Origin of the sequence: Veillonella sp. T34266-5, assembly GCF_002959815.1 — a bacterium.
GTDB lineage: Bacteria > Bacillota > Negativicutes > Veillonellales > Veillonellaceae > Veillonella > Veillonella atypica.
The window spans coordinates 100,134-125,525 of sequence record NZ_PPCZ01000003.1 but is presented as its reverse complement, the minus strand read 5'-3'; the positions used below and the strand labels follow the sequence as shown (position 1 = coordinate 125,525).

Sequence of the window (25,392 nt, the reverse complement as noted above, 5' to 3'; positions counted from 1 at the left end):
TAGAAATGGGATCCATTTTATCTATTATAGGTTTATTTATATTAGCTGCACTCAAACTAGAGCAGTTCGTATATGGTAAATCGGGGAAAAAACAATCTACAACTGGCCATATGGCACGGCGTGGGCTCGCTAATTTAGCAGGATTAATCGCGTTTGATTATTCTACTGTGAGTAGTAAGTCTGTTGTGGTACGTAAAAAGAAGGAAGATACTCAGAAATGAGTATCTTCCTTCTTTTTTTTCTGTATCGAAAAAACTTGCAAAAATATATCGATATATTTAAAAATAACACTTGATATTTTAAATGATTAGTGTTATTATATAGACAAAGATAGATATAGATTTGATGTAAGTACATTAAAAACATATAGCAATCGTTATTTAGAAATATAAAGGAGGACACAATGTCTATTATTGGTAAGAAACTCCCTGAATTTACACTTGATGCTTTCAAGAAACCTGAATTGGTAAAAGTAAGCACTGCAGACGTATTAGGTAAATGGTCTGTATTCGTATTCTATCCAGCAGATTTTACATTTGTATGCCCTACTGAATTAGAAGACGTACAAGAATCCTATGCAGAGTTAAAAGAATTGGGTTGCGAAGTTTACTCCGTATCCACTGATTCTGAATATGTTCATAAAGCATGGTCTGATGCTTCTCCAAGCATCAACAAAATTGAATACTACATGTTGGCTGATAAGAAACACGAATTAGCTGATTTCTTCGATGTATTCGATCCTGAATCTGCTATGGCATACCGCGGTACATTCGTAATTGACCCAGAAGGCATTATCCGCACAGCGGAAATTCACGATATGGGTATTGGCCGTTCTGCAGAAGAACTTGTTCGTAAAGTACAAGCTGCTCAATTTGTAGCTAAACATGGCGATCAAGTGTGCCCTGCACGTTGGAAACCAGGTAAAGATACATTAACACCAGGTCTTGACCTAGTAGGTAAAATCTAAGGCTACTAGATAGACCAACAACCTCTTCAAATGACAACATTTGGGCACGGATCGTATCTCCAACGATACCGGTAAGCCCCATTACATGGTGAAACACTCTCCAATTCACCAATGTAAACCTCATATAACAAACTACAAACTATACGCAAAAAGACCAGCCTTTGGGCTGGTCTTTTTGTCGCAGTGTATTCATTTTGTATAGGTAAATACTGTTATTCGTAAAACCTTTTGACAAAGTAGGAAATAAACTCTTGCATTTTTACAGTTAGTATTCTATAATGAAATTAATTCCTAGCGATGTACAAGGTTTTATACATTCGCATAGGAGGTATATAAACTGTTTGTTCAAGGGAAGCTAGCTTTTAAAAAGGAAGGCAGTATACATGAGAATTTCTACAAAAGGAAGATATGCATTGATGGTTCTCATCGATCTAGCTGAGCAAGGTCAGGGAAAACCAGTGTCATTACGTTCTGTTGCAGAACGACAAGGCATATCTGAGAAATATTTAGAAGGTATTGTGGCTCGATTAGGAGCGGCCAGTTTAGTTGATAGCATTCGTGGTAAATACGGTGGCTATCGTTTATCTAAAAAACCTAGTGAATATACAATCATTGAAATTTTGATGGCTACAGAGGAATCAATGGCTATTATTTCATCTCTAGATGAAGGTGTATCTACGGATGATGTCATTAATGAACGAACCGTTGGATTCTGGGCGGGGTTACAAAATTACATTCACGATTATCTAGAAAGTGTGACCTTACAAGACGTTATCGATGGTACATACGCAAAACTAGATACAAAATATGATAATTGGGATGGCTCTATTTAAGAGGCACATAATTATATATTACATACCATTTATAGTATCCATAATATCCGAATATAAGGAGTGTTGATTATGTCTAAAATCGCAAAATCTTTTGTTGAATTAATTGGTAAAACACCATTGTTGGCAGCTACTCGTTTTGGTGAAAGCGTAGGTGCTGATGCTAATATTTTAGCTAAACTTGAATACTTTAACCCAGGTGGTTCCGTAAAGGATCGTATCGCTGCTGCTATCATTCAAGCTGCTGTTGCATCTGGTGAATTACAACCAGGCGGTACTATCGTAGAAGCTACATCTGGTAATACAGGTATTGGTTTATCCGCTGTAGGCGCTGCGCTTGGTTATAAGGTTGTTATCGTAATGCCTGAAACAATGTCTATCGAACGCCGTAAATTAATGCTTGGCTATGGTGCACAACTCGTGTTAACTGATGGTGCACTTGGTATGAAAGGCGCGATTGCAAAGGCAAAAGAAATCGTAACAGCTACTGCTGGTGCTGTAGAAGCAGGCCAATTCGTAAACCAAGCTAATCCTGCAATTCACTATAAAACCACAGGCCCTGAAATCTGGGGTGACACAGATGGTGCTGTAGATATCTTCGTAGCTGGTGTTGGTACAGGTGGTACATTAACTGGTACAGGTCGTTTCTTGAAAGAACAAAATCCTGATGTTAAGATCGTAGCTGTAGAACCTAAAGACTCTGCTGTATTATCTAACGGTAAACCAGGTCCTCATAAAATCCAAGGTTTAGGTGCAGGTTTTATTCCTGAAACATTGGATACTAAAATTTATGATGAAGTTATTCAAGTTGCTAACGAAGATGCTTTTAAAACAGCACAAGACTTTGGTCATACACAGGGTATCTTGGTAGGTATTTCCTCCGGTGCTGCATTGTGGGCCGCTGCAGAATTGGCAAAACGCCCTGAAAACAAAGGTAAGAACATCGTAGTTATTCTTCCAGATACAGGTGAACGTTACTTGTCCACTGCTTTATTCCCTGAAGACTAATATAACATTTAAATATAATACTAGTAATAAAGGCGTCCTGCTCGATGGGGACGCCTTTATTGTCGTCCATTTAAGATAAAATACAAACAAGGCTGTAATAGCATCATGCATAGATGCTATTACAGCCTTGTTATGTTATGGAATAAGTTTATAGTCGAGATAGATTATCTACCGTTTTTTACAATAGAATCCATCCAGTTAAATAGATCTTGTAAATCATAATCGCCAGCGTGATCTACACCAAATGGCGTAGCCATATCTACGCTGTATCCAAGATTTTGTGCACGGGTACCAACGATTAATGGAATGGCAACGGATGTATTGCTGTCCGCTGTACCATAGCGAATTCGATAATATTTAGCATTTGTTGCACTAGGAGAACCAAGGTAGTTCATAGGGTTCATCATAGTAACGATTTTAGCGTTTTCTACATATACATCATTATTAGGTGTTGTATCATGTAGCGCTGCTGTAATCGTGAAGTGATTAGTATCGCTAGTGCTTGTACCGAATAGGCTGTTTTCACCAGAATCATTAGCTCTAGAGTCAAATGCACCTGGTGCCTTAGAACGACTAGTAAAGCTATTATAAGCGTCCCAATCAATGTCTTTCACCATACCTGTAGTCTTATCTAATACAAGGAAGGAATAGCGAGATAAATCAGTACCATTGGATTTAGCCTTATTAGCGGCATCGATAATGAAAGATTTTACATATTGCTTGAATGCGCCATTACCTTTCTTATCGAGTTTTAAAATAACGCCGGTTCTATCGCGTAATTGTAAGTTATTTACATAGTCAGGGAAGTGGCTCTTAAGTAAATCAGAATATGCCACATCATCACTCGTTAGGTTTACACGTTGTACACTGCGTTGGATTGGAGCTGGCGCACCACCTACATTAGCTTGAGGTAATTCGCCTTGTCCCATAGTTACTTTGTTAAATGATGTGATGCCGTTATAGCTCCATTCGTAAGCCATATCTGCAGCATCTAGGTTTGTAATTGGTGCGTAAGCAGAGGACGCATATACATCAGTGGATGCTGTAGCAGCGCCAAGGGCTTGTAGATATGGTTGGTAATCAGATGTATTACCTGTTGCACCTTGTAATAAGGAAACGGCACCGCCTGCGCTAGTACCATTCGTAATAATACGTTTTGCGTTACCTGGCATAGTCGCATCATTAGCGTGTAAATAAGCTGTAGCCGCTTGTAAGTCTACAATGACTGCAGGTGCTTTGCCGATGAAGTTACCATCAGAAGCTTTATTTGTACGACCGCGTGTAGCAGGGGATGCAACAACATAACCTCTAGATAATGCATAGAGAGCACTATTTGGTTTATTATTTTCTACCTTTGGTGCCATAGGTTGGCTTGGCATATAGCCACCAACATTATTTGGCATAAAGATTGGAGCTGTTTGTGTATTATAACCATTTACAGTGCCGTTGTTGAAATATTCTTCTGGTATGTAAATATTCATATACTGTTGATCAATATCGATAGGATTTGATACATATGGGATATACTCAAATGCGCGATATTTAATCTCTTTATTATCTACTGTTCCCGTCATTGACTCGTAATTATTGATGTCAAAGGTGAGGGTAATCTTTGCAGATGTATCAGCTTGTAATGGTGGATCAATTGGTTGTGAAAGTATATTTTTTTCACCTGCTGTAGTAGAGCCTTTTGTAGATGCCTGCTTGCGCTCATTAATATAGGATTCAGGTAATTTAGGCTCTTGGGTTTGCTTCGCTTCAGCTTCTGCTCGAGCTTTTGCTTCGGCATCAGCTTTAGCCTTGGCCTCCTGTTCCGCTTTAGCTTTTGCTTCTTGCTCTGCTTTGGCTTGTTCTGCTGCAATACGCTCTTGTTCGGCCTTAATAGCTGCTTGGCGCTGAGCCTCAGCTTCCGCTTGAGCCTTAGCTTTTGCTTCTTGCTCTGCTTTAGCTTGTTCTGCTGCAATACGCTCTTGTTCCGCTTTAATAGCTGCTTGGCGTTGAGCTTCAGCTTGTGCTTTTGCAGCCGCTTCTGCTGCTGCTTTCGCCTCAGCTGCTTCTAAACGAGCTTTTTCTGCATCCGCCTCAGCTTGTTCTGCAGCGATACGTTCTTGTTCCGCTTTGATAGCTGCTTGACGTTGTGCTTCAGCCTGCTCTGCAGCGATGCGCTCTTGTTCCGCTTTGATAGCCGCTTGGCGTTGTGCTTCGGCTTGTTGAGCTGCGATGCGCTCTTGTTCCGCTTTGATAGCCGCTTGGCGTTGAGCCTCGGCTTGCTGAGCAGCGATACGTTCTTGTTCTGCTTTGATAGCCGCTTGACGTTGAGCCTCGGCTTGTTGAGCTGCGATGCGCTCTTGTTCCGCTTTGATAGCCGCTTGACGTTGAGCCTCGGCTTGCTGAGCAGCGATACGTTCTTGTTCCGCTTTGATAGCCGCTTGACGTTGAGCCTCAGCTTGTTGAGCTGCTTGTTGCTGAGCTAATAACTCAGCTTGGCGCTGTGCCTCTTGTTGTTGCGATAATAATGCGGCTTGGCGCTGTGCTTCGGCAGCTCGTTCAGCTGCCATTTGGCGCACTGCTTGCGCTTGTTCACTGCTTTGTTGTTGCATTGCTTCTTGTTGTGCAGCTTGTTCTTCCGCTAATTTAGCTAAACGTTCACGTTCAGCACGTTGTAGATCGCGAATGGTTAATGTCCGTTTTGCTACAACTGCTTTAGTCGTTGTCGTGTTGGCTACTACCAGTGGCGTTGTAGATTGCTCTTGTATAACAATAGGTGTGCGTTGTACTTGGGCTGTTTGTGTTTGTTGCTTTCCATCTACTTGCTTTTGTACGGTAACAGGCTCAGTTTTGCGTTGTACATTGATTAAACTATGCATAGCCAATGTCGGCTCCATCATAGTATTCGTTTGTTTGTTAACCACGTATTGTGGTTGTGAAACGGCTCTATATTGTTCCTCTAAAGCTTTAGCCGTATCTGGAACCGGTACTGGGCGCACACGAGGGACCATAGGAGTTACTTTTGGAGCTGATTGTACTGTACCACCTTGTTGTATTTGTAGATTTTGTGCAACTGCTGGTTGAGGAGTAATCACTGTTGGCTGTGTAGTTGGTGCCGTAGGTTGAGTATCCATTGGTCGCACGACTGGAATCGCTACATTATTAATAGTTTCTGTCGTTGATTCAGAAGTAGTCTTAGATCCTACTAAATCATTCATGTTAAGGACCGGAGCTGCGTGAGCAACGCCACCCAATGCTGCTGCTGCAAAAAACGCAGCAGTCACTTGACGTTTCTTAGATGATTTCATGAATTATTCTCCGAACTAGATTTCAAATAATAATTTATAATTTTAAAAATTATTTATATTTATATAGTTTATCATAAATATGGCTTATTGTACAATTTCCAAAAATATAGGCTATATCAAGTGAAAATGGCATTACAGGAAATTAGAAATTTAGAATTAAATTTAAAATCATATGTTATAGAGGCATAATAGCTGATTATAGAAAACAGAAGAGAAACTAAATCATCTAAATGTTGAGAAGATAAAGTATATCAAGTAATTTGGAATAAGGTTAAGACTGGTTATGTAGTTATTTCTAAATTTGTAAAAATAGCGGTAAGAAAAAAACTGTAGCAGAAGGTAATACTACTATAATAATTGATGGTAATACAGGTATTAATGCTGACAATTTGAAGTCGAGAGAATATTAGACTTATGTATACATTTCTCAATAAAATATGGTATGCTTTGGGTAATTTATCCGAGTTTTGTTTTTAAAGGAGAGAACATGTTTAGAAAATTCTTATTAGCATGTATGGTGATGGCTACTTTCACCATGCAAATTCAAGCTATTTCAATTAATGAATTACATAGTTCACCGCAGTTTAAAAATGTGTATCAAAAATCGTATCCTTATGAAGGCGGTTCTATACAAAATAAGCTGATAAGTTATTTAAATACATATTCTGTAGAGTCTCTAGAATACGCAGCACCGCACTATAAATTAAAAGGTACTTTTTATGTTGTTTATGAAACTCCTCGAAGTACATCTATTACAGAATATGAATTAACTGCTACGTACGATACGAATTACTCATTAGGGTCCTTAATACAAGCTATGAATCTTGTAAAACCATCACCATCTATGTACGCCGTGATTAAGGCTGCACAGGATGAATCAGGGATACAAGTCGAGTTACAAGAGGTAAAACGATATAATGTAGACGGTACAGAGGTTAGTAGTAAAGTTCCTTTAGAACATCAATTACGTCCATTAGATCGTGGACGGTTTGATGAAGACTTATTTGCTGTAGCAGACGCTATGTTTGCTGTAGCGTATCAGCAGCATTTTGATGACATTGTAGTAAAATGAGGTGCCTTATGAAACGTTTTTTATTTCTTATGGTGCTAGTATGCGTTGTGTGTACTTCTTTTAACACTGTGAAAGCTGTGTCCAATACTGAGTTGCAAGATACTAGTCGTTTTACACGGATTATATCTAAAGGTGATACAGGTGGTGGAGATGGTAAATATATTGAATTAAGTACTATTCGAGATAATTCTACGAATGCGCATACAAAAAGTATAGAGGCTAAGATATATGTTGTGTTGCCTTCATCTGATTTAATTAGGGAATACATGGTTCGTTATGACTATGACTTAAACCTTTCCTTTGCTAATATGGTAACCAAGGCACCACAGCTAAAAACAAGGCTACCAGATTTTTCTTTACATGAACTATGGAATATAAAAATGATGGAATCTGGTATTGTAGGGATGGTATTAAATCAACAGGATTACACTCTTAATGGTGAAAGTAAACCAACACAACCAGCTCTTAAAGGCTATGAGAATGTTACATTCTTAACACCTACGGACTTTGATTTTGAAAGCTATCATGTTGCTAATCGCGTATTTAAAATGGTATATGGTACATTTTATGATGATGTAATCCGATAAGCAGATCGAAGATATAAGTTAGAAATACAAACACCCTATGTCAGTATTGTGACATAGGGTGTTTTGCATATATTAGTTATTGGTCAGTCATTTATAATGATTAAACTAAATAGACCAATTGTGATATTATTTTTTGAGTTTTGGTTTTACGATAGCTAAGATAATGCAAGCCACAACGGAACCGATTACAATGGATGCAAGGTAAAGAAGTGGGTTGCCGATTGTTGGTACTACGAAGATACCACCATGAGGTGCACGTAATGTACATTCAAAGAACATGGATAATGCACCAGCTGTACCAGCACCGATGATGCAAGAAGGCAATACGCGGATAGGATCAGCTGCGGCAAATGGGATAGCACCTTCTGTGATGAAGGAAAGCCCCATGATGTAATTTGTAATACCAGATTTACGTTCTGCTTCTGTGAAGCGGCTAGGGAAGAATGTTGTACAAAGGGCAATCGCCAATGGAGGAACCATACCACCAGCCATAACAGCGGCCATAATACCATATTCACCAGTTGCTAGAGCGCCTGTACCGATAACATAGGCTGCTTTGTTGACAGGGCCACCCATATCAACAGACATCATAGCACCGAAGACAAGACCTAATAATACGCGGCTAGTAGTGCCCATTGTTTGCAAGGAATTCATAAGCCATTCGTTCAAGGCAGATACTGGTGGATTGATGATAAATGTAATAGCGATACCAATGAACAATACGCCCAGTACAGGATAGAAGAGCACTGGCTTTGTACCTTCTAATGCTTGAGGTAATCCGGATACGAGTTTCTTAACTAACAGTACTAAGTAACCTGCTGCAAAGCCTGCAATCAAGGCACCGAGGAAACCAGAACCGCCTTGGCTTGCTAACAAGCCACCAACGAAACCAGCTACAAGACCTGGACGGTCTGCAATACTCATAGCGATGTAACCTGCTAGAACAGGTAACATAAATCCAAAGGAAGCACCGCCAATTTTCATTAGAAATGCGGATAATGGTGTGCCAGAACCAAAGTTTTTGGCATTAGCTGGATCGAATGTATCAAATAGGAATGCTAGAGCGATTAGGATACCACCGCCGATAACGAATGGAAGCATATGGGATACGCCATTCATCAAATGCTTGTAGATTTGACGGCCAAAGCTATCTTTTGCATCGATAGCAGATTTAGCACTATCTTTGTCAGATTGAGAGGCATGGTATACCGGTGCTGCACCAGACATAGCTTCACGCAATAATTCTTCTGCTTTATTAATGCCGTTTGCCACCTTAGTTTGAATCATTGGCTTGCCATCAAAACGAGCCATTTCAACTTGACGGTCAGAAGCGACGATGATGCATTTAGCATGCTCGATTTCTTCTGCTGTAAGTGCATCTTTAATGCCAGAAGCACCATTTTTTTCTACTTTTAAAGAAATGCCCATTTCCTTAGCTTTACGTTCCAAGGATTCTGCAGCCATGTATGTATGAGCAATGCCAGTAGGACATCCTGTAACAGCTAATACTTCGTAATGTGGATTATCTACAGATACCTTAGGAACCACCTTTTCGATAGCCTCTGTAGCTTTTGCTTCGATAGCGTCGGTAATGCTTGGTGCTTTTTCATCTTCCGTCTTGATATAGCCTTCCACAGATGGATCAAAATTGCCATCTTCTTTGGCAGTGATAAGTTTTAGAAAACGGTCAACTGTAGCAGCTTGGATGAGAGCGTTTTTGAAGTCTGGATCAATTACCATAGTGGCTAATTTGCTCAATACCTCTACATGAGTGTCTGCAGCGCCTTCTGGTGCTGCAATCATAAAGAATAGGCGGGATGGTTGTCCATCGAGGGCCTCGAAATCAACACCGTTAGGAACGACCATAGCAGCAAGGCCAGCTTCCTTTACACCTGCTGATTTAGCATGTGGTGTGGCGATACCGTCGCCAAGGCCAGTAGAACCGGATTCTTCACGAGCGAATACAGCTTTTAAGTATTCTGCTTTGTCAGATAGGTTGCCGCCCTTATCCATTAAATCACCTAGAGTGTAAATGGCATCTGCTTTGTTAGTTGGTGATGCATTCAGCAGGATTGATTGGGGCTTTAATAAATCAGTAATCTTCATGTGTGTACTCCTTACTGTACATATATAATGAAAAATAAAATTAATGAATGGTGTTAAGCAAGGCGAGGACCTCGTCCTTGGTGGCTAGATTCTCCGAAAAAGCTGAAGCAGAGCCTGTAGCAATCCCCCAATAGAGGGCTTGTTGCAAATCTTGAGTATTGAGGTATCCAGTCATGAAACCGGCTACCATAGAGTCGCCGGCACCAACGGAGTTGATAAGTGTTCCTTTAGGTGCAGGACTTGTGTAGACTGTACCATCAGCGGATACTAATATAGCGCCATTACCAGCCATAGAAATGAGTACATGTTGTGCACCTTGGGACTGTAATTTTTTAGCTGCAGTGACTAAATCATCCTTTGTAGATAGTGTACGTCCGAAAATTTCGCTTAATTCGTGATTGTTTGGTTTGATTAAAAATGGTTTGTATGGCAATACACGAGTTAATAGATCCTTAGTTGCGTCTACGACGATACGAATATGTTTATTAGCTAAGCGCTTCATAATGATTTCGTACATATCACTTGGGAGGCTAGACGGAATGCTGCCTGCTAAGATTAATGTATCTTGCTCTGTTAATGCATCAAGTTGGGCGTATAAGGCCTGTAGTTCATCATCGGCTATGATAGGACCACGACCATTGATTTCCGTTTCTTCATCGGATGCTTTTACTTTAACATTGATGCGGGTTAAACCCTCTCTAAGACGGATAAAGCTTTCACGAACGCCAAATTCATTGAGCTGACGTACAATTTCGTCACCTGTAAAACCAGCGATAAAACCGAGTGCCGTTGTATCCATGCCTAGGTTATTGAGTACGATTGACACATTGATGCCCTTGCCACCGCCCAGCACATATTCTTGTTCCGTACGATTGATAGTACCAGGTGTTAAGTGGTCTAAGCGAACGATATAATCCAATGCAGGATTGAAAGTAATCGTATAAATCATAAGTTTTCCTCTATATTTCGTATAAATAGAATGTATTAATGGATTTGTTGTTCCTTGCGTCGTAAGCGATACCAGTAGATAAGTGGTACTAAGTATAAGAAGAACGCAAAGGGTACGTAACCAGCAGGCGAAACATCCATCATAATGACAGGTACGAGTGCCGCAATATTCCATGGCTGTAAGGCTGCAATAAGGATGCCGCTATTTTCAAAGTCTAGCATAACATCTTCGTCATGAATGCGTTCCTTTGCATAGGTGGTACGCATAATCGAATGCGTCATGATTACTGCAATTGCTTGACTACAACCAAGGGCGCCTGTAATGAATGCAATTAGTACATTCGACGCAAAGAGTTTGGCGCGACCTGATACGTGTTGTAAAAGGCTGCGAATATCATTCCAAAAACCAACGCCTTCGAGCATACCAGAAATGGAACAAGCCATGAATATAGATAGGGTTGGTATCCACATCGTTTGTAGGCCTCCACCGTGGATAATATCCGCTAGTGGGTTATAATCAGGTAGATGAAAACCAACTAAGGTAAATTGCAATATATCCATTACGGTATAATTTTGATGGATGATTGCGAGGATGGCTGCTGCCAGTGCACTAATACCAATTGGCCAACGTATAGAAAGCTTTGTTGGTAATAAACCAATGACGATAAGAACTGGTATCCATAATGTCCAATGGATATTGAACATGAAATGAATCGTATCTGGTAGATAACTGTTAGTGTAGTCTAGTGGAAACCATAAGGATAAGAGTAGATATAATATACAGCTGATGATGAGAGCAGGTAAGCTATCTTTCAACATGATTGGTATATTGCTATTTACTTTGGTGTGCGTTAGAGCAGCTACGAGAGAGGCGCTAGAGGATAGAGGTGAGTTTCTGTCTCCTAAATAGGCGCCTGCCATAATGGCACCTGCTACAATATCAATAGGCAGATTACCAGCTTTGGCAATTGTAATTAGTACAATACCGATGGTGCCCACTGTTCCGAACGATGTACCAAGTAACATACTCACGCAGGATGTAATTAAAAATGCGCAGATTATGAAAAGATTTGGATTAATCAATTCAATACCAGACGCAATAATCATGGGAATAATCCCCGATGCTTGCCACATGGCTATGAGCCAGCCAATGAGAAAAAAGATTTGCATAACCACGATTGAGGTTTTGGCACTCGTCCAGGACATGCGGAGTAAGTCTTTTGGGTTATATCCTTGTCGATATAGAGCGTAAGCGAAGCACAACCATATGAGGATTAATGCGTAGCCGATGGGGACACTAAACATGACAGATGCTAGAATAATGATGATAGAAACGATTAATGATATTAATAGTCCCATATTATTTGGCATCAAGGTGCGCCCTTGTTTATATTTTAGGTATGCCTGTAATAGTAATTGTAACCACTTCATATTATTCGATAGGAAGTTCTGTTTCGAATACTTCCTCAGCAGGGCCCGTCATAAGAACCGTGCCATCCTCCAAATAACTGATGTGTAATGTGCCAAGATATAATTCTACATCGACCTCGCGACCTGTAAGGCCTTTTTCGTGGGACATGATCGCAGATGCGCAAGAACCTGTACCGCATGCAAGCGTAGCGCCAGCACCGCGTTCCCAAGTGCGGACTTTAATGTGATGGTCGTTTATGACCTCGATATAGTTTACGTTTGTATTGGATGGGAATGCATCGTGTTTTTCAAGAATCGGTCCTTGTGTTGTAACCGGTGCTTTCGTGATATCGTCCACAAAAACTTCTGTGTGTGGTACACCGAGAAGAACGGAACTTACCGTTACTGTTTCGCCATTTACATCGAGGTCCACATCGATGACCTTATCCATGGTTACATTCATAGGAATGTCTTTACTGTTAAAGAACGGTTTGCCCATATCTACTGTCACTTGTGTAACAATGCCATTTTCAATGGTTAGCGTTGGTTTCATAACGCCCGCTAATGTTTCAATTGTGAAAGTAGTATCTTTGATTTCTCCATGTTCATACGCGTATTTAGCAAAGCAACGAATGCCATTACCACACATTTCTGCTTCGCTGCCGTCTGAGTTGATGATGCGCATTCGTACATCGCATGTATTAGATGGTACAACGATTACAAGACCATCAGCGCCGATACCTGTACGACGGTTGCAGAGGCGGATGGCGAGATCCGTATAATCTTTATTGGCCCCTTGTGGGTCAGAAAAGAGGATAAAATCGTTGCCGAGACCATGCATTTTTGTTAATTTCATACATACTCCTATTCGAGGTCGCACTATACATGCGACTATTCCTTACAATAGAGTAGACTTTCACCATGATACGCGTGAAAGTCTACGATTAACTATATATAATATAACATTATATCACAGAATAGGGTCTCTCTTTATTGTTCAATGTAAAAATGTTAAAATATAATGTAATGTAGTTTATAAGTATAGAAAGAGGAGCACATATGCGAATTCAAGGGATTTCTGGATCTCGAGGCGTTGCTGTTGGCAATGTGTACAAATATATACAAGAAGAAATCGTGATACCTGATTATGAGGTAGCCGATGACCAAGTAGAGGCTGAAATTGGTAAGTTTGCTAGCGCTATGGCCGCTACCCTTAAACAATTAGATACGATTCGTCAAAAAGCATTGGTTGATATGGGGGCTGATGAGGCTGCTATTTTTGAAGCTCATATGCAAATCGCACAAGATCCATCCTTGTCTGATGGTATTAAGTCCCTTGTAGAAAATTCAAAGATGAACGTCGTAGCGGCTACGGCGCAAACGATAGAAACATTTGCGGCTATTTTCATCGGTATGGACGACCCATATATGCGTGAACGTGGTGCAGATATTAAAGATATTGGCGATCGTTTGATGCGGAACATGCTTGGTATGAACCCACGCGGTTTATCTCATATTTCCGGTGAGGTTATCATTGTAGCTCACGATTTGGCTCCATCTGATACGGCTTCACTAGATAAAAATGTTGTAAAAGGTATCGTAACAGCTGCTGGTGGTCCGACATCTCATGCGGCTATCATGGCGCGTACCTTAGAAATTCCTGCTGTTATGGGCGTTGGTGATATTGAAAGCTTTACTGACGATGTGCGTGCTGTTGTACTTGGCACTGATGGTGAAGTCATTACGGAACCATCCGATGAAGAGTGGGAACGTTATACAAAAGAAGCTGCAGATTTTCAAGACGAGTTGAAACGTTTAAAGGACTCTGCTAATTTAGAAGCCGTTACAAAGGACGGACATCATGTTGACTTATTTGGTAATATTGGTAAATCCAAAGATGCGGACCATGCGTTGACCATGGGGGCTCAAGGTATTGGCCTATATCGCACTGAATTCCTTTATATGGAAAACGATGAACTGCCTACAGAAGATGTACAGTTTGAACAATATAAACAAGTAGCCGAGAGTATGAAGGGCCAACCTGTCATCATCCGCACCATGGATATCGGCGGTGATAAGGAATTAAAATGCCTAGACTTACCTGAAGAAATGAATCCATTCCTCGGGTATCGTGCCATTCGTATCTCCTTGAATCGACCTGATATTTTTAAGGTCCAATTACGTGCACTCCTTCGGGCTAGTGCGTTTGGCGACATTCACATCATGTATCCTATGATTGCATCTGTAGAAGAGGTTAAAGCGGCAAATGCTATGCTCGATGAATGCAAGAAAGAATTGATTACTGAAGGCATAGCTTTCAATACAGATATCAAAGTAGGTATTATGATTGAGGTGCCAGCGGCAGCCGTTATTTCTCCAATTTTGGCTAACTATGTAGATTTCTTTAGTATCGGTACCAATGACCTTTGTCAATACACATTGGCGGTTGATCGTATGAATGAGGCCATCGGCAATTTATATCAACCATTGCATCCCGCTGTATTGCGTCTCATCAAACACGTAATTGATGCGAGTCACGAACAAGGTAAATTTACCGGTATGTGTGGTGAGTTAGCTGGTGATCCAGTTGCAACTATGATTTTATTGGGCTTAGGACTTGATGAATTCTCTATGACTGCATCATCCATTCCATTGATTAAAAATATTTTGCGCTCTGTTACAATGGCAGAATGTGAAGCATTTGCTCAAAAAGCATTGACTATGGATACAGCTGAAGAAATCACAGCCTATGCTAAATCATTACTCGCTGAAAAAGGTTTGGCATAGACCATAGCTTTCATAAAAACAAACTTGAATTTAATATGTATAAATTGATACAATACCTATATTAATAAGCAAAGGTATAAGGCGTGCTAGCACGCTGAGTAGAAAGAGGTAACTCATGAAAGAAGTAACAGTAGAAATCACAAACGAATCTGGTTTACATGCTCGTCCAGCGACTGCATTTACACAATTGGCTGCAAAATTTGCGTCCAAATTGACAATCGCAGCAAATGGTAAAACAGCAGATGCTAAATCCATTTTGACTGTATTAACATTGGGTGCAACAAAAGGCACATCCGTAGTATTAACTGCTGATGGTGCTGATGAAGATGATGCATTAGTAGCACTTAGCGAGTTCTTAACAACGAATCACGACTAATACGCAAAAGAGGCAATACCCTAATCATTAGGATATTGCCTCTTTTTATTTTCCCATATTGGCAAAGCGCTCTACAGCAACTGTAAAGTCATTAATTGTTTTATCTACATCACCATGTTGTATACCATCGCGTACACAATGGTTGATATGTCCTTCGAGGACCACTTGGCCAACCTTATGCAACGCGGATTTGGCTGCATTGATTTGGGCTAGTACATCTTCACAAGGAATGTCTTCTTCAATCATTCGATCAATAGCTTGCACTTGACCTAAAATTTTACGCAATCGACGATGTAGATTGTCTGAATCCATACACTGTTTCATAATACTCCTCCAATTTGGGCATGCTTCATCATCTTATCTATTATACGACAATATGGTTAACAAATACAATACATACAAGTATGCTAAAAATAGATAACTTATGATACAATACAATCAATATATGATAGTTGTATTATAGGGATGTTATTAGTGAAAGTTTATATACTTAGAAGTCTGCTGTAAGGTAGATATAGGTGAATCTATGTTTATATTTCGAATAGTGCGCCGATTAGTTCTTATCATTTGTATATTGCTAGGGGCTATATATGTGTATGATACATATCAAAGCTATCAAGGAACAAATCGCGTTAGTAAGGCTCATACAACTGTAGAACAGACAATTGAAGAAAATGAAGATACATTAAGTCGGTGGGAACGCATGCATCGTGTTTTTACCTTCCGAGAAAAGGTTGAAGCCGCGCTTCATCAACGTGTGCCAAAGGATAAATGGGTGAAATCTGAAAACATTCCAGACAATGCGAAACGAGCTCTTGTGGCCATTGAAGATAAACGCTATTACAAGCATGGTGCTATCGATGTGCTCGGTGTGACGCGTGCTTTTTATGTTAACAGCGTTGCTGGTGAAACTGTTGAGGGTGGTAGCACAATTACTCAACAATTAGTAAAAAATCTATTTCTGTCGTCGAAACGGACGATGTCGCGTAAAGCGGAAGAAGCCATTCTAGCGGTAGAGATGGAGCATTACTATAGTAAAGATGAAATTTTAACCATGTATTTGAATACGGTCTATTATGGACATAATTATTATGGTATAAAAGAGGCTGCCGAAGGGTACTTTGGTACCAGCCCTAGTCGATTGACCTTAGGTCAATGTGCAATGTTAGCGGCATTGCCCAATGCACCAACCTATTTGGATCCTTATGAAAATTATAAAGGTGCTAAAGCTCGGCAAAAATTAGTTCTCGCTCAAATGGTAGATCAAGGTATGATATCTCAAGCGGAGGCGGACTATGCATATAAGCAAGAACTTGGTATAGAATAAGATATAATATTCGTAAACGAAATATATTATATAATTGAATAAAATTTCTGCTTGCATTTATAAATATGCAGTGATATACTAACACCTGTAGTCGATAAGACATGAAGAATTCATAATGAATTCGTAGTATAATAATAAATGGTATGAATCATACCTAGTATAATTTAGTTTATGAGGTGTTATCATGGGTAAAGCAAATAAAGTAGTACTCGCATATTCTGGTGGTTTAGACACATCCGTTATCATTCCTTGGTTAAAAGAAAACTATGGCGCTGAAGTTATCGCTGTGTGCGTAGACTTAGGCCAACCTGAGGATTATGATGCGGTTGAGAAAAAAGCAATCAAATCTGGCGCAACTAAAGCGTACATCGTTGATGCTAAAGAAGACTTCGTAAAAGATTATGTATGGCCAACAGTAAAAGCTGGTGCAGTTTATGAAGGCAAGTATTTATTAGGTACATCCTTCGCTAGACCTTTAATCGGTAAAATCCTTGTAGATATTGCTAAAAAAGAAGGCGCTGATGCCATCGCTCACGGTGCGACTGGTAAAGGTAATGACCAAGTTCGTTTCGAACTTGCTATCAAAGCATTGGCTCCTAATATGAAAATCATCGCTCCTTGGAGAGAATGGGATTTGAAATCCAGAACAGACTGCATGGAATATGCAGCTAAACATGATATTCCAGTTGTAGCTACGAAATCCCATCCATATTCCATGGACCAAAACGTATGGCATTTGTCCCATGAAGGCGGCGACCTTGAAAATCCAGCAAATGCTCCTAAAGATGATGTGTACTTGGTAACACATACTCCTGAACAAGCTCCAGATGAAGCTGGTTATGTAACTGTATCTTTCAAAGATGGCGTGCCTGTAGCAGTAGATGGCCAAGAAGGTACTCCATTACAATTGTTAGAAAAACTCAACGAAATCGGTGCACACTATGGCGTAGGCGTTGTAGATATCGTTGAAAATAGATTAGTAGGCATGAAATCCCGTGGCGTTTATGAAAACCCAGGTGGATCCATCATCATGTATGCTCACAGAGAACTTGAATACCTTTGCCTCGACAGAGCTACATACCACTACAAAGAACTCATTGCTAACAAATACGCTGAACTTGTATACGATGGCATGTGGTTCGCACCATTGATGAACGCTTTGCAAGCATTCGTTGATGAAACTCAAAAAACTGTAACTGGTGAAGTAAAACTTAAATTGTACAAAGGCAACATTATCTCTGCTGGTGCAACTTCTCCATACTCCTTGTACAGCGAAGATTTCGTAACATTCGAAGAAGATGATGTATACAACCAAGCTGATGCGGCTGGTTTCATCAACTTGTTTGGTTTACCTCTTAAAATTAATGCATTAATGAAAGAAAAGGCAGGTAAATAATGGCTAAATTGTGGGGCGGGCGTTTCACAAAAGGCACAGATAAAGCGGTAGAGGATTTTACATCCTCTATCGCTTTTGATGCTAGAATGTACGCCGAAGATATTGCGGGTAGTAAAGCACATGCGACAATGCTTGCAAAACAAAATATTATCTCCGACGCAGATCGGGACGCTATTGTAGCGGGCTTAACAAAGATTAAAGACCAAATCGATAAAGGTGAGTTCCCATTCTCCGTGGCTCTTGAAGATATTCATATGAATATTGAAAAGCGCCTAACAGATGATATCGGCGAAGCAGGTGGTCGTTTACATACAGGCCGTAGCCGTAATGACCAATGCGCAGTTGATTTACACATGTACGTGCGTAAAGCCGTAGTAGAAATGGGCGAGCTCATCGTAGATATGCAAAAAGCCCTCATCGAAACGGCTGAAAAATACAGCGATGTTATCATGCCTGGCTATACGCATTTACAACGGGCACAACCTGTATTGTTCGGTCATCATATGATGGCATACTTCTCTATGCTAGAACGCGACTTTGACCGTTTGTTGATGGTCTTCAAACACGCAGACATCATGCCACTTGGTGCAGGGGCCTTAGCTGGTTCTACGTACGGTATTGATCAAACCTATACACAAAAACTACTCGGTTTCTCCCGTATTTACGAAAACAGTATGGATGCTGTATCCGACCGTGACTATGTAGTTGAATTCTTGTCCTTTGCATCTCTTGTGATGATGCACTTGAGCCGTCTTAGCGAAGAATTGATTTTGTGGTCTACCAATGAGTTTAACTTCATTGAACTTGATGATGCTCATTGCACAGGCTCTAGCATTATGCCACAAAAGAAAAATCCTGACGTATGTGAACTCGTTCGTGGTAAAACAGGTCGTACCTATGGCCACTTGTTAGGTCTTTTGACAACCTTGAAAGGATTGCCTCTTACCTATAATAAGGATATGCAAGAGGATAAAGAGGGCATTTTTGATGCTATCGATACAGTACACTTTGCATTGTCCATTAATGCGGCTATGGTCCGTGGTATGAAGGTCAATGGGGCGCATATGAAAGCTGTCCTCGATGATGACTTCTCTAATGCTACAGATATGGCCGATTACCTTGCGAAAAAAGGCGTTCCATTCCGTGAAGCGCACGAAATTGTAGGCAATGCTGTACATCATTGTATCGAAAAAGGTTGTGTATTGCTTGACTTATCCGTTGAGGATTTCAAAGCAATTTCTCCATATTTTGATGCGGACATTCTAGATGCTATTTCCATTGAAGCTTGTGTAGCAGGTCGTAACAACTATTCTGGTACGGCTCCAGAATGTGTGGAAAGACAACGTAATAATGGGAAGCAAATCATTGCTAACGAAGAAGCACAAATCGATAGCTGGAAATCTATCGTAAACTCTGTACAAGAGTAATTCCTTTTTATTAGAATCATAGATGCTTTCTTAGTTTATAAAATTGGCTCCACCTTTAGGTGGGGTCAATTTTTGTCTATATTGGGTGGACTCGTAGCGGATAATGGTCTTGTGGCACAACACTATAATCTGAATAGATAGTGATTTTCCGCACATTTAATTGATTAAACTAAAAGAAAATGATACTTTTACATTCATCATACCGTTTCTAATCAAAAATAATATATAATTACTATATTTTTATTCAATTCGTGTAATATGCTTTGTCCACTAATAAAATACTTTTAATTTACCACCTATGGTGTTATTATTAATTCGAAAAACAAATAAAAACGGTACCTTCACATTCCCGCCCATTACAGCAGGAACTGAATGTACTTAGCGGTTTTAATATAGTTACGTGAATTATGGACGAGAAAAAATTCACCTTATGAAAGGGGATTGATACATGAAAACCACCGCTAAAAAAATGTCTGTATTCCAGCTAACCACAATGGTAGCAGCCAATATGCTAGGAGCTGGGATCATTATGTTACCAACCAATTTGGCTCAAGTTGGTACTATTTCAGTGTTATCTTGGCTCGTGACGGCTGTGGGTGCGCTTTTGCTAGCGTATATTTTTGCTCAAGCGGGTATGTTCTCTCAAATTAAAGGAGGCATGGGCGGTTATGCAGAACACCGCTTCGGTAAGACTGGACATTTTATGGCGAGCTATGCTTACAGCATATCTCTCATCATTGCTAATATAGCGATTGCAGTTTCCGCAGTTGGCTATGGCTCAGAATTCTTTGGTGTTGATCTAAATGCAACGCAAACAAGTCAAGTAACGATTGTCTTGTTATGGTTTGCAGCGATTTTGAACTTTAGAGGAAACCGCTTTACAGGTCAGCTCAGCAATATTACTATTTGGGGCTGTATTGTGCCAGTATTACTAATTGGTACAATTGGTTGGTTCTGGTTTAGCCCAGATACGTATTTGGCGGCATGGAATCCAAACGACTTGCCGTTCTTTGAAGCAATTAAACAATCCATTGCTTTAACATTGTGGGGATTCCTAGGGTTTGAATCTGCAGCAGCAAATGCAGATGCTGTAGAAAATCCAAAGAAAAACGTGCCAATTGCAACATTTGCAGGTACATTAGCAGTGGCGGTGATTTACATCTTGTCCACGAATGTTATGGCCGGTATCGTGCCTAACACAGAATTACTTAATTCCAATGCACCATTTGGACTCACATTTGCATACATGTTTAATGACACAATTGCAAATGTTATCATGGCGCTCATGATTATCTCTTGCTGTGGTGCTTTACTTTGCTGGCAATTTACATTGTCTCGCGTATTCAAGAATGCAGCAGAGGCAGGTTATTTCCCTAAGGTGTTTGCTCGTGTAAACAGCAAGGATGCACCTGTGCGTGGCGTATTTATCTTATTAGCGATTGAAACAATTCTTACATTGTTCACAGCTAATGATTCTTTACGCGATCAATTCCAGACATTGGTAAACCTTGCGGTTGTAACTAATGTAGTGCCTTATATTCTCTGCATTATTGCAGTACCAACTATGATGCACATGTCTGGATTGGAAAAACGTCGTATTGATCGTTTCTATTTCGTTGCTGTTGCAGGTGTTTTATACTGTTTATACGCAGTATATGCGTGCGGTGTTGATGCCATGCTCGGTAGTGCTGTTGCAGTAACTATTGGCATTTGCATTTATATGATACGCAAAGGTTGGGTAGCGTATCGTGCACAACGATTCCAACAAAGTATCGATTAATTGAATACTCTCTCGTCTTATAGAGGCTGTCACTTCGGTGATAGCCTCTTTTGGTTATATGCATAGCAAAATGTTTTATATGTAAATTAAATTAAAATACAAATGTAAATATATACGTTATATACAGAAAAGAAAAGTAAATATAAAGCAATTATTTCAAGAAATGGGGCACAATATACGAAGTAATGCATGTAAATAATAATGAATATTGTTTTTATGAATAATTATGATTGATTGACGAATATACACTAAGGGGTATATGTATTGTTGGAGAATTATAAATATAGTATATTTATAATTAATAAAAGTGAATAAACTGAGTGTCGGTTTTACCGAGCGTAAAAGAGGAAAATGGGTGTAAATCCTATACTATGAAAATAGCTGTAATGAGGAGCGATATTTCGTATTAGGGTCACTGGGAAACTGGGAAGGCAGAAATATTGTGATGAGTCAAAAGTCAGAAAGCCTGCTCAATCTTGAGGAACATTGTGCTAGAACACGGTGTTTTAATTTAGGTTAGTCAGGTGGGCTAATCTTTTTTTATGGTTATTTCATAAATTTTATTACACGGAATCATATTATATGTTTACTCATTATGTGTATCTATGTTTATTCACTATTATGTAGTTTTATTTAAAAGGGTATAGGAGGTGCCTATGGGCAAACGCTTTGCCAAGCAATTAGGACAATTTATTGTTACCTTGTTTGGCATCACATTTTTGACATTTTGTCTTACCTATTTAGCTCCAGGGGACCCAGTTACGATGCTACTGGAAACGGCGGATACCATCGTGTCTCAAGAAATGATTGATGAAACTCGAGCACAATTAGGCTTGGATAAGCCGTTTATCGTACAGTATGCAAACTGGGTAGTCAATGCAGCACAAGGTGACTTAGGAATGAGTTACTCTGCTAAAAAACCGGTAGTAGATCGCATGTTAGAAGCATTACCTGGTACGCTTGCATTGTCAGGAACCGCATTGGTATTTACGATTATCTATGCATTACCGGCAGGTATACTGAGTGCGTATAATCGGAATAAATGGATAGACTATGTACTGAGAAGCCTTTCCTTTATAGGCGTATCTATGCCGTCATTCTGGTTAGGCCTTGTATTAATTTACATTTTTGGCTTAAAGCTCGGTTTAGTTCCAATCGCTTCATCTCGTGTAACAGCGACAGGTGTTATTTTGCCAGCCGTTACATTAGCAGTTGTTGTAGGCTCTAAATACATGCGCCAAGTTCGACTCGTTATTCTTGAAGAGATGCAAAAGGATTACGTTATCGGTGCCCGTGCCCGTGGTGTGAGCGAAATGAAGATTTTATTCGGTCACATTTTGCCTAATGCTGTATTGCCATTGATCACTATTTTAGGTGTTGTTATTGGTTGGTTATTAGGTGGTGTAGCCGTAGTTGAAATGGTATTCTCCTGGCCTGGCCTCGGGAATATGGCCATTTACGCCATCACTATGCGTGACTATCCATTGATTGAAGGTTTTGTGTTATGGGTTGCTATTGCATACATGTGTATCAATGCTTTAGTTGATGCATCCTATGTTCTATTGGACCCTAGATTGAAAAGGGAGAGAGCATAATGAAAGAATTTATTCAGAAACATAAATTGTTCTCTTTCTACACTGCATTGATGCTTGTTATCGTATTCATTGCTATCTTTGCACCATGGCTTGCTCCGGGCGATGCTTTCACATCGGATATGTCCAAGGCATTACAAGCACCTAGCGCTCAACATTGGTTTGGTACCGACAAATTGGGCCGTGACGTATTGTCTCGTATCATTTATGGTACTCAATTATCTTTGTTCATGGGTGTATCCATCGTAGTGATTATGGTGAGCATTGGTACAGTCATCGGTGCCGTAGCAGGTTACTTTGGTGGCAAGGTTGAAATGGTTCTTATGCGCTTGGCGGATATCATGTTATCCTTCCCAGGTGTAGTACTCGCCATTGCCATCGCCGGTATCCTAGGGGGCAGCATTGTAAATACCATCTTAGCATTATCGGTTGTAGGGTGGGCTAAATATGCGCGACTTGTTCGTTCTATGACGTTGAAAGTACGCGGTGAAGAATATGTAACGGCTGCCGTTATGATGGGGGCCTCTACATGGACGATTTTACGTCGTCATATTATTCCTAATATTTTGCCACTCGTTGTAACCACAGGGGCTCTTGATATTGGGGCTATTATGATTGAAGTTGCCGGTTTATCATTCCTTGGTTTTGGTGCGCAACCACCAACACCTGAATGGGGTCTTATGCTTAATGAAGGTCGTCAATATTTACAAACCAGTCCATGGCTGATGGCCTTCCCAGGTATATCCATCCTTATCGTAGTTGCTATCTTTAACCTTTGGTCAGATTCCTTACGGGACGTAGTAGATCCTAAGAACCAAGGATAATAATGTATTTGAATCTTTATTATGCTACCTGATGTGTAATAGGGAGATATAGTTTTGTATAGTGTGTTTACAAGGAGATTGTAAATGAAAAAATCTTGGAAAAAAGCGCTGTTAGCAGGCCTTAGTATCGTAATGATGGGCTCCTTTATCGCAGGTTGTGGCTCCAATAATGGTGCTGATAACAAGGACGTATTAAAGGTTGGCGTAACTAACTTTGCATCTACATTAGAACCTACAGAAAACTTCTTCGCATGGGTTGTAATGCGTTATGGTGTAGGTGAAACATTGGCTAAATTTGACGAACAAATGAAGCCACAACCTTGGATTGCTTCTAAATGGGAAGTATCTCCAGACCATAAAACATGGACGTTTACCATCAACGATAAGGTAAAGTTCTCCAATGGTAAGAAAGTTGATGCTGCAGCAGTTAAAGCATCTATCGAACGGGCTTTTGAAAAATCCAATCGTGCGAAAACATTCTTCGAATATGACTCTATGGAAGCTAATGGTCAACAATTAGTTATTCATACAACAAAAGAATATCCTAATATGCCTGGGCTTTTAGCGGATCCATTGTTCCTTATCGTCGATGTACAATCTGAAAAAGACGGACGCAACTTTGCGAAGGAAGGTCCTATCGGTACAGGCCCATACGTAGTTAAATCTTTCACTAAAGAACGCGCTGAAATGGCTGCTAACGAAAACTATTGGGATGGTGCAGTACCATTCAAAACTGTAGAAATTCCTTCCATCGATGATCCTAATACGCGTGCTATGAGCTTACAATCTGGCGACGTAGATATGGCTGTTAACATCGGTGCTGGTGAAATCGGCTTATTCCAAAATAACGATAAGTTCAAGGTTGATGAAATCGCATCTCTTCGCGTAGTATTGGCTCGTATTAACCAAAAAGGTGTTCTTGGTGATGACAAAGTACGTGCAGCTGTTATTTCCGCAACAGATCGTAAAAACTATGCCGATGTATTGCTAAAAGGCACATTCATTCCTGGTTCCGCTCCAATTCCACCATCCATGGACTATGGCTTCAAAGATTTGAAAGATCCTAATGCATATAATGTAGATCGTGCTAAACAATTGTTAGCAGAAGATGGCTGGAAAGATACTGATGGGGACGGCATCCTTGATAAAGATGGTAAACCGTTAACATTCAACTTCGTTGTATATAACTCTCGTGCAGAATTACCACTTTATGCCGAAGCTGTTCAAGCAGACCTTAAAAAAGTGGGTATCGACATGAAAATCAAAACAGTTGACTATAACTTGATTGATAAAATGGGTCAAGATGGCGACTATGATATGCTTATCTCCAATATCGTAACTGCTAATACAGGTGACCCAATCTGGTTCTTGTCTAACTATTGGCATACTAATATCGATGGTTCCAACCCACAAAATGGTTCTGGTTACTCTAATCCTCAAGTTGACCAATTGTTAGATGCTGCTGAAACTGAATTTGATCCTGCAAAACGTCGTGACTATGCAATTCAAATTCAACAATTATTGATGAATGATGGCGCTGCATTGTTCTTAGGTTACCCTAAAACTAATATCGTTACTGGTTCTTACTTGAAAGGTGCTGTCATGTACCCAAGTGACTACTACTGGATTACTAATAAAATTACAAAATAATAAGGAGCT

21 protein-coding genes and 1 riboswitch are annotated in these 25,392 nt (G+C 40.0%); of the genes, 15 read left to right on the top strand and 6 right to left on the bottom strand.

The window, feature by feature from the left end:
• Positions 1-5: 5 nt before the first annotated feature.
• The 4 genes from VIHSUH07_RS01515 to cysK all read left to right on the top strand — a co-directional run bounded on the left by VIHSUH07_RS01515 (position 6) and on the right by cysK (position 2,805).
• Complete coding sequence (locus VIHSUH07_RS01515) at positions 6-221, top strand: hypothetical protein (RefSeq protein WP_005375584.1); 216 nt, start codon at positions 6-8, stop codon at positions 219-221.
• A 182-nt stretch (positions 222-403) separates the two neighbouring features.
• Positions 404-967: an alkyl hydroperoxide reductase subunit C gene (gene ahpC, locus VIHSUH07_RS01510; RefSeq protein ID WP_005375602.1), complete on the top strand. Its 564-nt coding sequence runs from the start codon at positions 404-406 to the stop codon at positions 965-967.
• Positions 968-1,350: 383 nt separating this feature from the next.
• On the top strand, positions 1,351-1,800 hold the full coding sequence (locus VIHSUH07_RS01505; protein ID WP_005375570.1) for an RrF2 family transcriptional regulator: 450 nt from the start codon (positions 1,351-1,353) through the stop codon (positions 1,798-1,800).
• A 69-nt stretch (positions 1,801-1,869) separates the two neighbouring features.
• The gene (gene cysK / locus VIHSUH07_RS01500) at positions 1,870-2,805 is read left to right on the top strand and encodes a cysteine synthase A (RefSeq protein ID WP_105083621.1); all 936 of its coding nucleotides are present in this window, start codon (positions 1,870-1,872) and stop codon (positions 2,803-2,805) included.
• A gap of 164 nt (positions 2,806-2,969) precedes the next feature.
• Here cysK and VIHSUH07_RS09655 read toward each other — a convergent pair whose 3' ends face one another.
• Entirely contained in the window at positions 2,970-6,101 is a 3,132-nt protein-coding gene (locus VIHSUH07_RS09655) for a subtype B tannase (RefSeq protein ID WP_199176820.1), read from the bottom strand.
• Between the two features lie 487 nt (positions 6,102-6,588).
• Between VIHSUH07_RS09655 and VIHSUH07_RS01490 the strand changes: the two genes are divergently transcribed.
• Positions 6,589-7,173, top strand: a complete 585-nt coding sequence (locus VIHSUH07_RS01490) for a hypothetical protein (RefSeq protein ID WP_105083620.1) — start codon at positions 6,589-6,591, stop codon at positions 7,171-7,173.
• Positions 7,174-7,181: 8 nt separating this feature from the next.
• On the top strand, positions 7,182-7,760 hold the full coding sequence (locus VIHSUH07_RS01485) for a hypothetical protein (protein WP_105083619.1): 579 nt from the start codon (positions 7,182-7,184) through the stop codon (positions 7,758-7,760).
• Positions 7,761-7,886: 126 nt separating this feature from the next.
• Here the strand turns inward: VIHSUH07_RS01485 and VIHSUH07_RS01480 are convergent, their stop codons facing one another.
• From VIHSUH07_RS01480 to dapF, 4 genes are read right to left on the bottom strand one after another with little or no spacing between them, the layout of a single operon-like run.
• Entirely contained in the window at positions 7,887-9,866 is a 1,980-nt protein-coding gene (locus tag VIHSUH07_RS01480; RefSeq protein WP_105083618.1) for a PTS fructose transporter subunit IIABC, read from the bottom strand.
• A 40-nt stretch (positions 9,867-9,906) separates the two neighbouring features.
• The gene (gene pfkB / locus VIHSUH07_RS01475) at positions 9,907-10,815 is read right to left on the bottom strand and encodes a 1-phosphofructokinase (RefSeq protein ID WP_105083617.1); all 909 of its coding nucleotides are present in this window, start codon (positions 10,813-10,815) and stop codon (positions 9,907-9,909) included.
• A 35-nt stretch (positions 10,816-10,850) separates the two neighbouring features.
• Complete coding sequence (locus VIHSUH07_RS01470; RefSeq protein WP_199176819.1) at positions 10,851-12,245, bottom strand: Na+/H+ antiporter NhaC family protein; 1,395 nt, start codon at positions 12,243-12,245, stop codon at positions 10,851-10,853.
• 1 nt (position 12,246) lies between these two features.
• Positions 12,247-13,080, bottom strand: a complete 834-nt coding sequence (dapF, locus tag VIHSUH07_RS01465; protein WP_105083616.1) for a diaminopimelate epimerase — start codon at positions 13,078-13,080, stop codon at positions 12,247-12,249.
• Positions 13,081-13,283: 203 nt separating this feature from the next.
• Between dapF and ptsP the strand changes: the two genes are divergently transcribed.
• Both ptsP and VIHSUH07_RS01455 read left to right on the top strand, forming a co-directional pair.
• A complete protein-coding gene (ptsP, locus tag VIHSUH07_RS01460) occupies positions 13,284-15,011 on the top strand; it encodes a phosphoenolpyruvate--protein phosphotransferase (protein ID WP_105083615.1) in 1,728 nt (575 codons plus the stop codon).
• A gap of 115 nt (positions 15,012-15,126) precedes the next feature.
• Complete coding sequence (locus tag VIHSUH07_RS01455; RefSeq protein ID WP_105083614.1) at positions 15,127-15,387, top strand: HPr family phosphocarrier protein; 261 nt, start codon at positions 15,127-15,129, stop codon at positions 15,385-15,387.
• A 45-nt stretch (positions 15,388-15,432) separates the two neighbouring features.
• Here the strand turns inward: VIHSUH07_RS01455 and VIHSUH07_RS01450 are convergent, their stop codons facing one another.
• Entirely contained in the window at positions 15,433-15,711 is a 279-nt protein-coding gene (locus tag VIHSUH07_RS01450) for a metal-sensing transcriptional repressor (RefSeq protein ID WP_005377006.1), read from the bottom strand.
• A gap of 202 nt (positions 15,712-15,913) precedes the next feature.
• Between VIHSUH07_RS01450 and VIHSUH07_RS01445 the strand changes: the two genes are divergently transcribed.
• The 7 genes from VIHSUH07_RS01445 (at position 15,914) to VIHSUH07_RS01415 (ending at position 25,383) form a co-directional block, all read left to right on the top strand.
• Entirely contained in the window at positions 15,914-16,714 is an 801-nt protein-coding gene (locus VIHSUH07_RS01445) for a transglycosylase domain-containing protein (RefSeq protein ID WP_105083613.1), read from the top strand.
• 184 nt (positions 16,715-16,898) lie between these two features.
• Positions 16,899-18,110 carry an argininosuccinate synthase gene (locus VIHSUH07_RS01440; protein ID WP_105083612.1) on the top strand — a complete coding sequence of 404 codons (1,212 nt, stop codon included), beginning with the start codon at positions 16,899-16,901 and terminating at the stop codon, positions 18,108-18,110.
• Positions 18,110-19,537, top strand: a complete 1,428-nt coding sequence (gene argH, locus VIHSUH07_RS01435) for an argininosuccinate lyase (RefSeq protein WP_105083611.1) — start codon at positions 18,110-18,112, stop codon at positions 19,535-19,537. The genes VIHSUH07_RS01440 and argH overlap by 1 nt, the downstream gene beginning before the upstream one ends.
• Positions 19,538-19,985: 448 nt before the next feature.
• A complete protein-coding gene (potE, locus tag VIHSUH07_RS01430) occupies positions 19,986-21,317 on the top strand; it encodes a putrescine-ornithine antiporter (protein WP_105083610.1) in 1,332 nt (443 codons plus the stop codon).
• 301 nt (positions 21,318-21,618) lie between these two features.
• A riboswitch (cobalamin riboswitch) is annotated at positions 21,619-21,805 on the top strand.
• A gap of 168 nt (positions 21,806-21,973) precedes the next feature.
• Positions 21,974-22,912, top strand: coding sequence for a nickel ABC transporter permease (gene nikB / locus VIHSUH07_RS01425; protein WP_105083609.1), 939 nt, complete (start codon positions 21,974-21,976; stop codon positions 22,910-22,912).
• Positions 22,912-23,733, top strand: a complete 822-nt coding sequence (nikC, locus tag VIHSUH07_RS01420) for a nickel transporter permease (protein WP_105083608.1) — start codon at positions 22,912-22,914, stop codon at positions 23,731-23,733. Before nikB ends, nikC begins: the two co-directional genes overlap by 1 nt.
• A gap of 84 nt (positions 23,734-23,817) precedes the next feature.
• Positions 23,818-25,383: an ABC transporter substrate-binding protein gene (locus VIHSUH07_RS01415; protein WP_105083607.1), complete on the top strand. Its 1,566-nt coding sequence runs from the start codon at positions 23,818-23,820 to the stop codon at positions 25,381-25,383.
• The last annotated feature ends 9 nt before the right edge of the window (positions 25,384-25,392 follow it).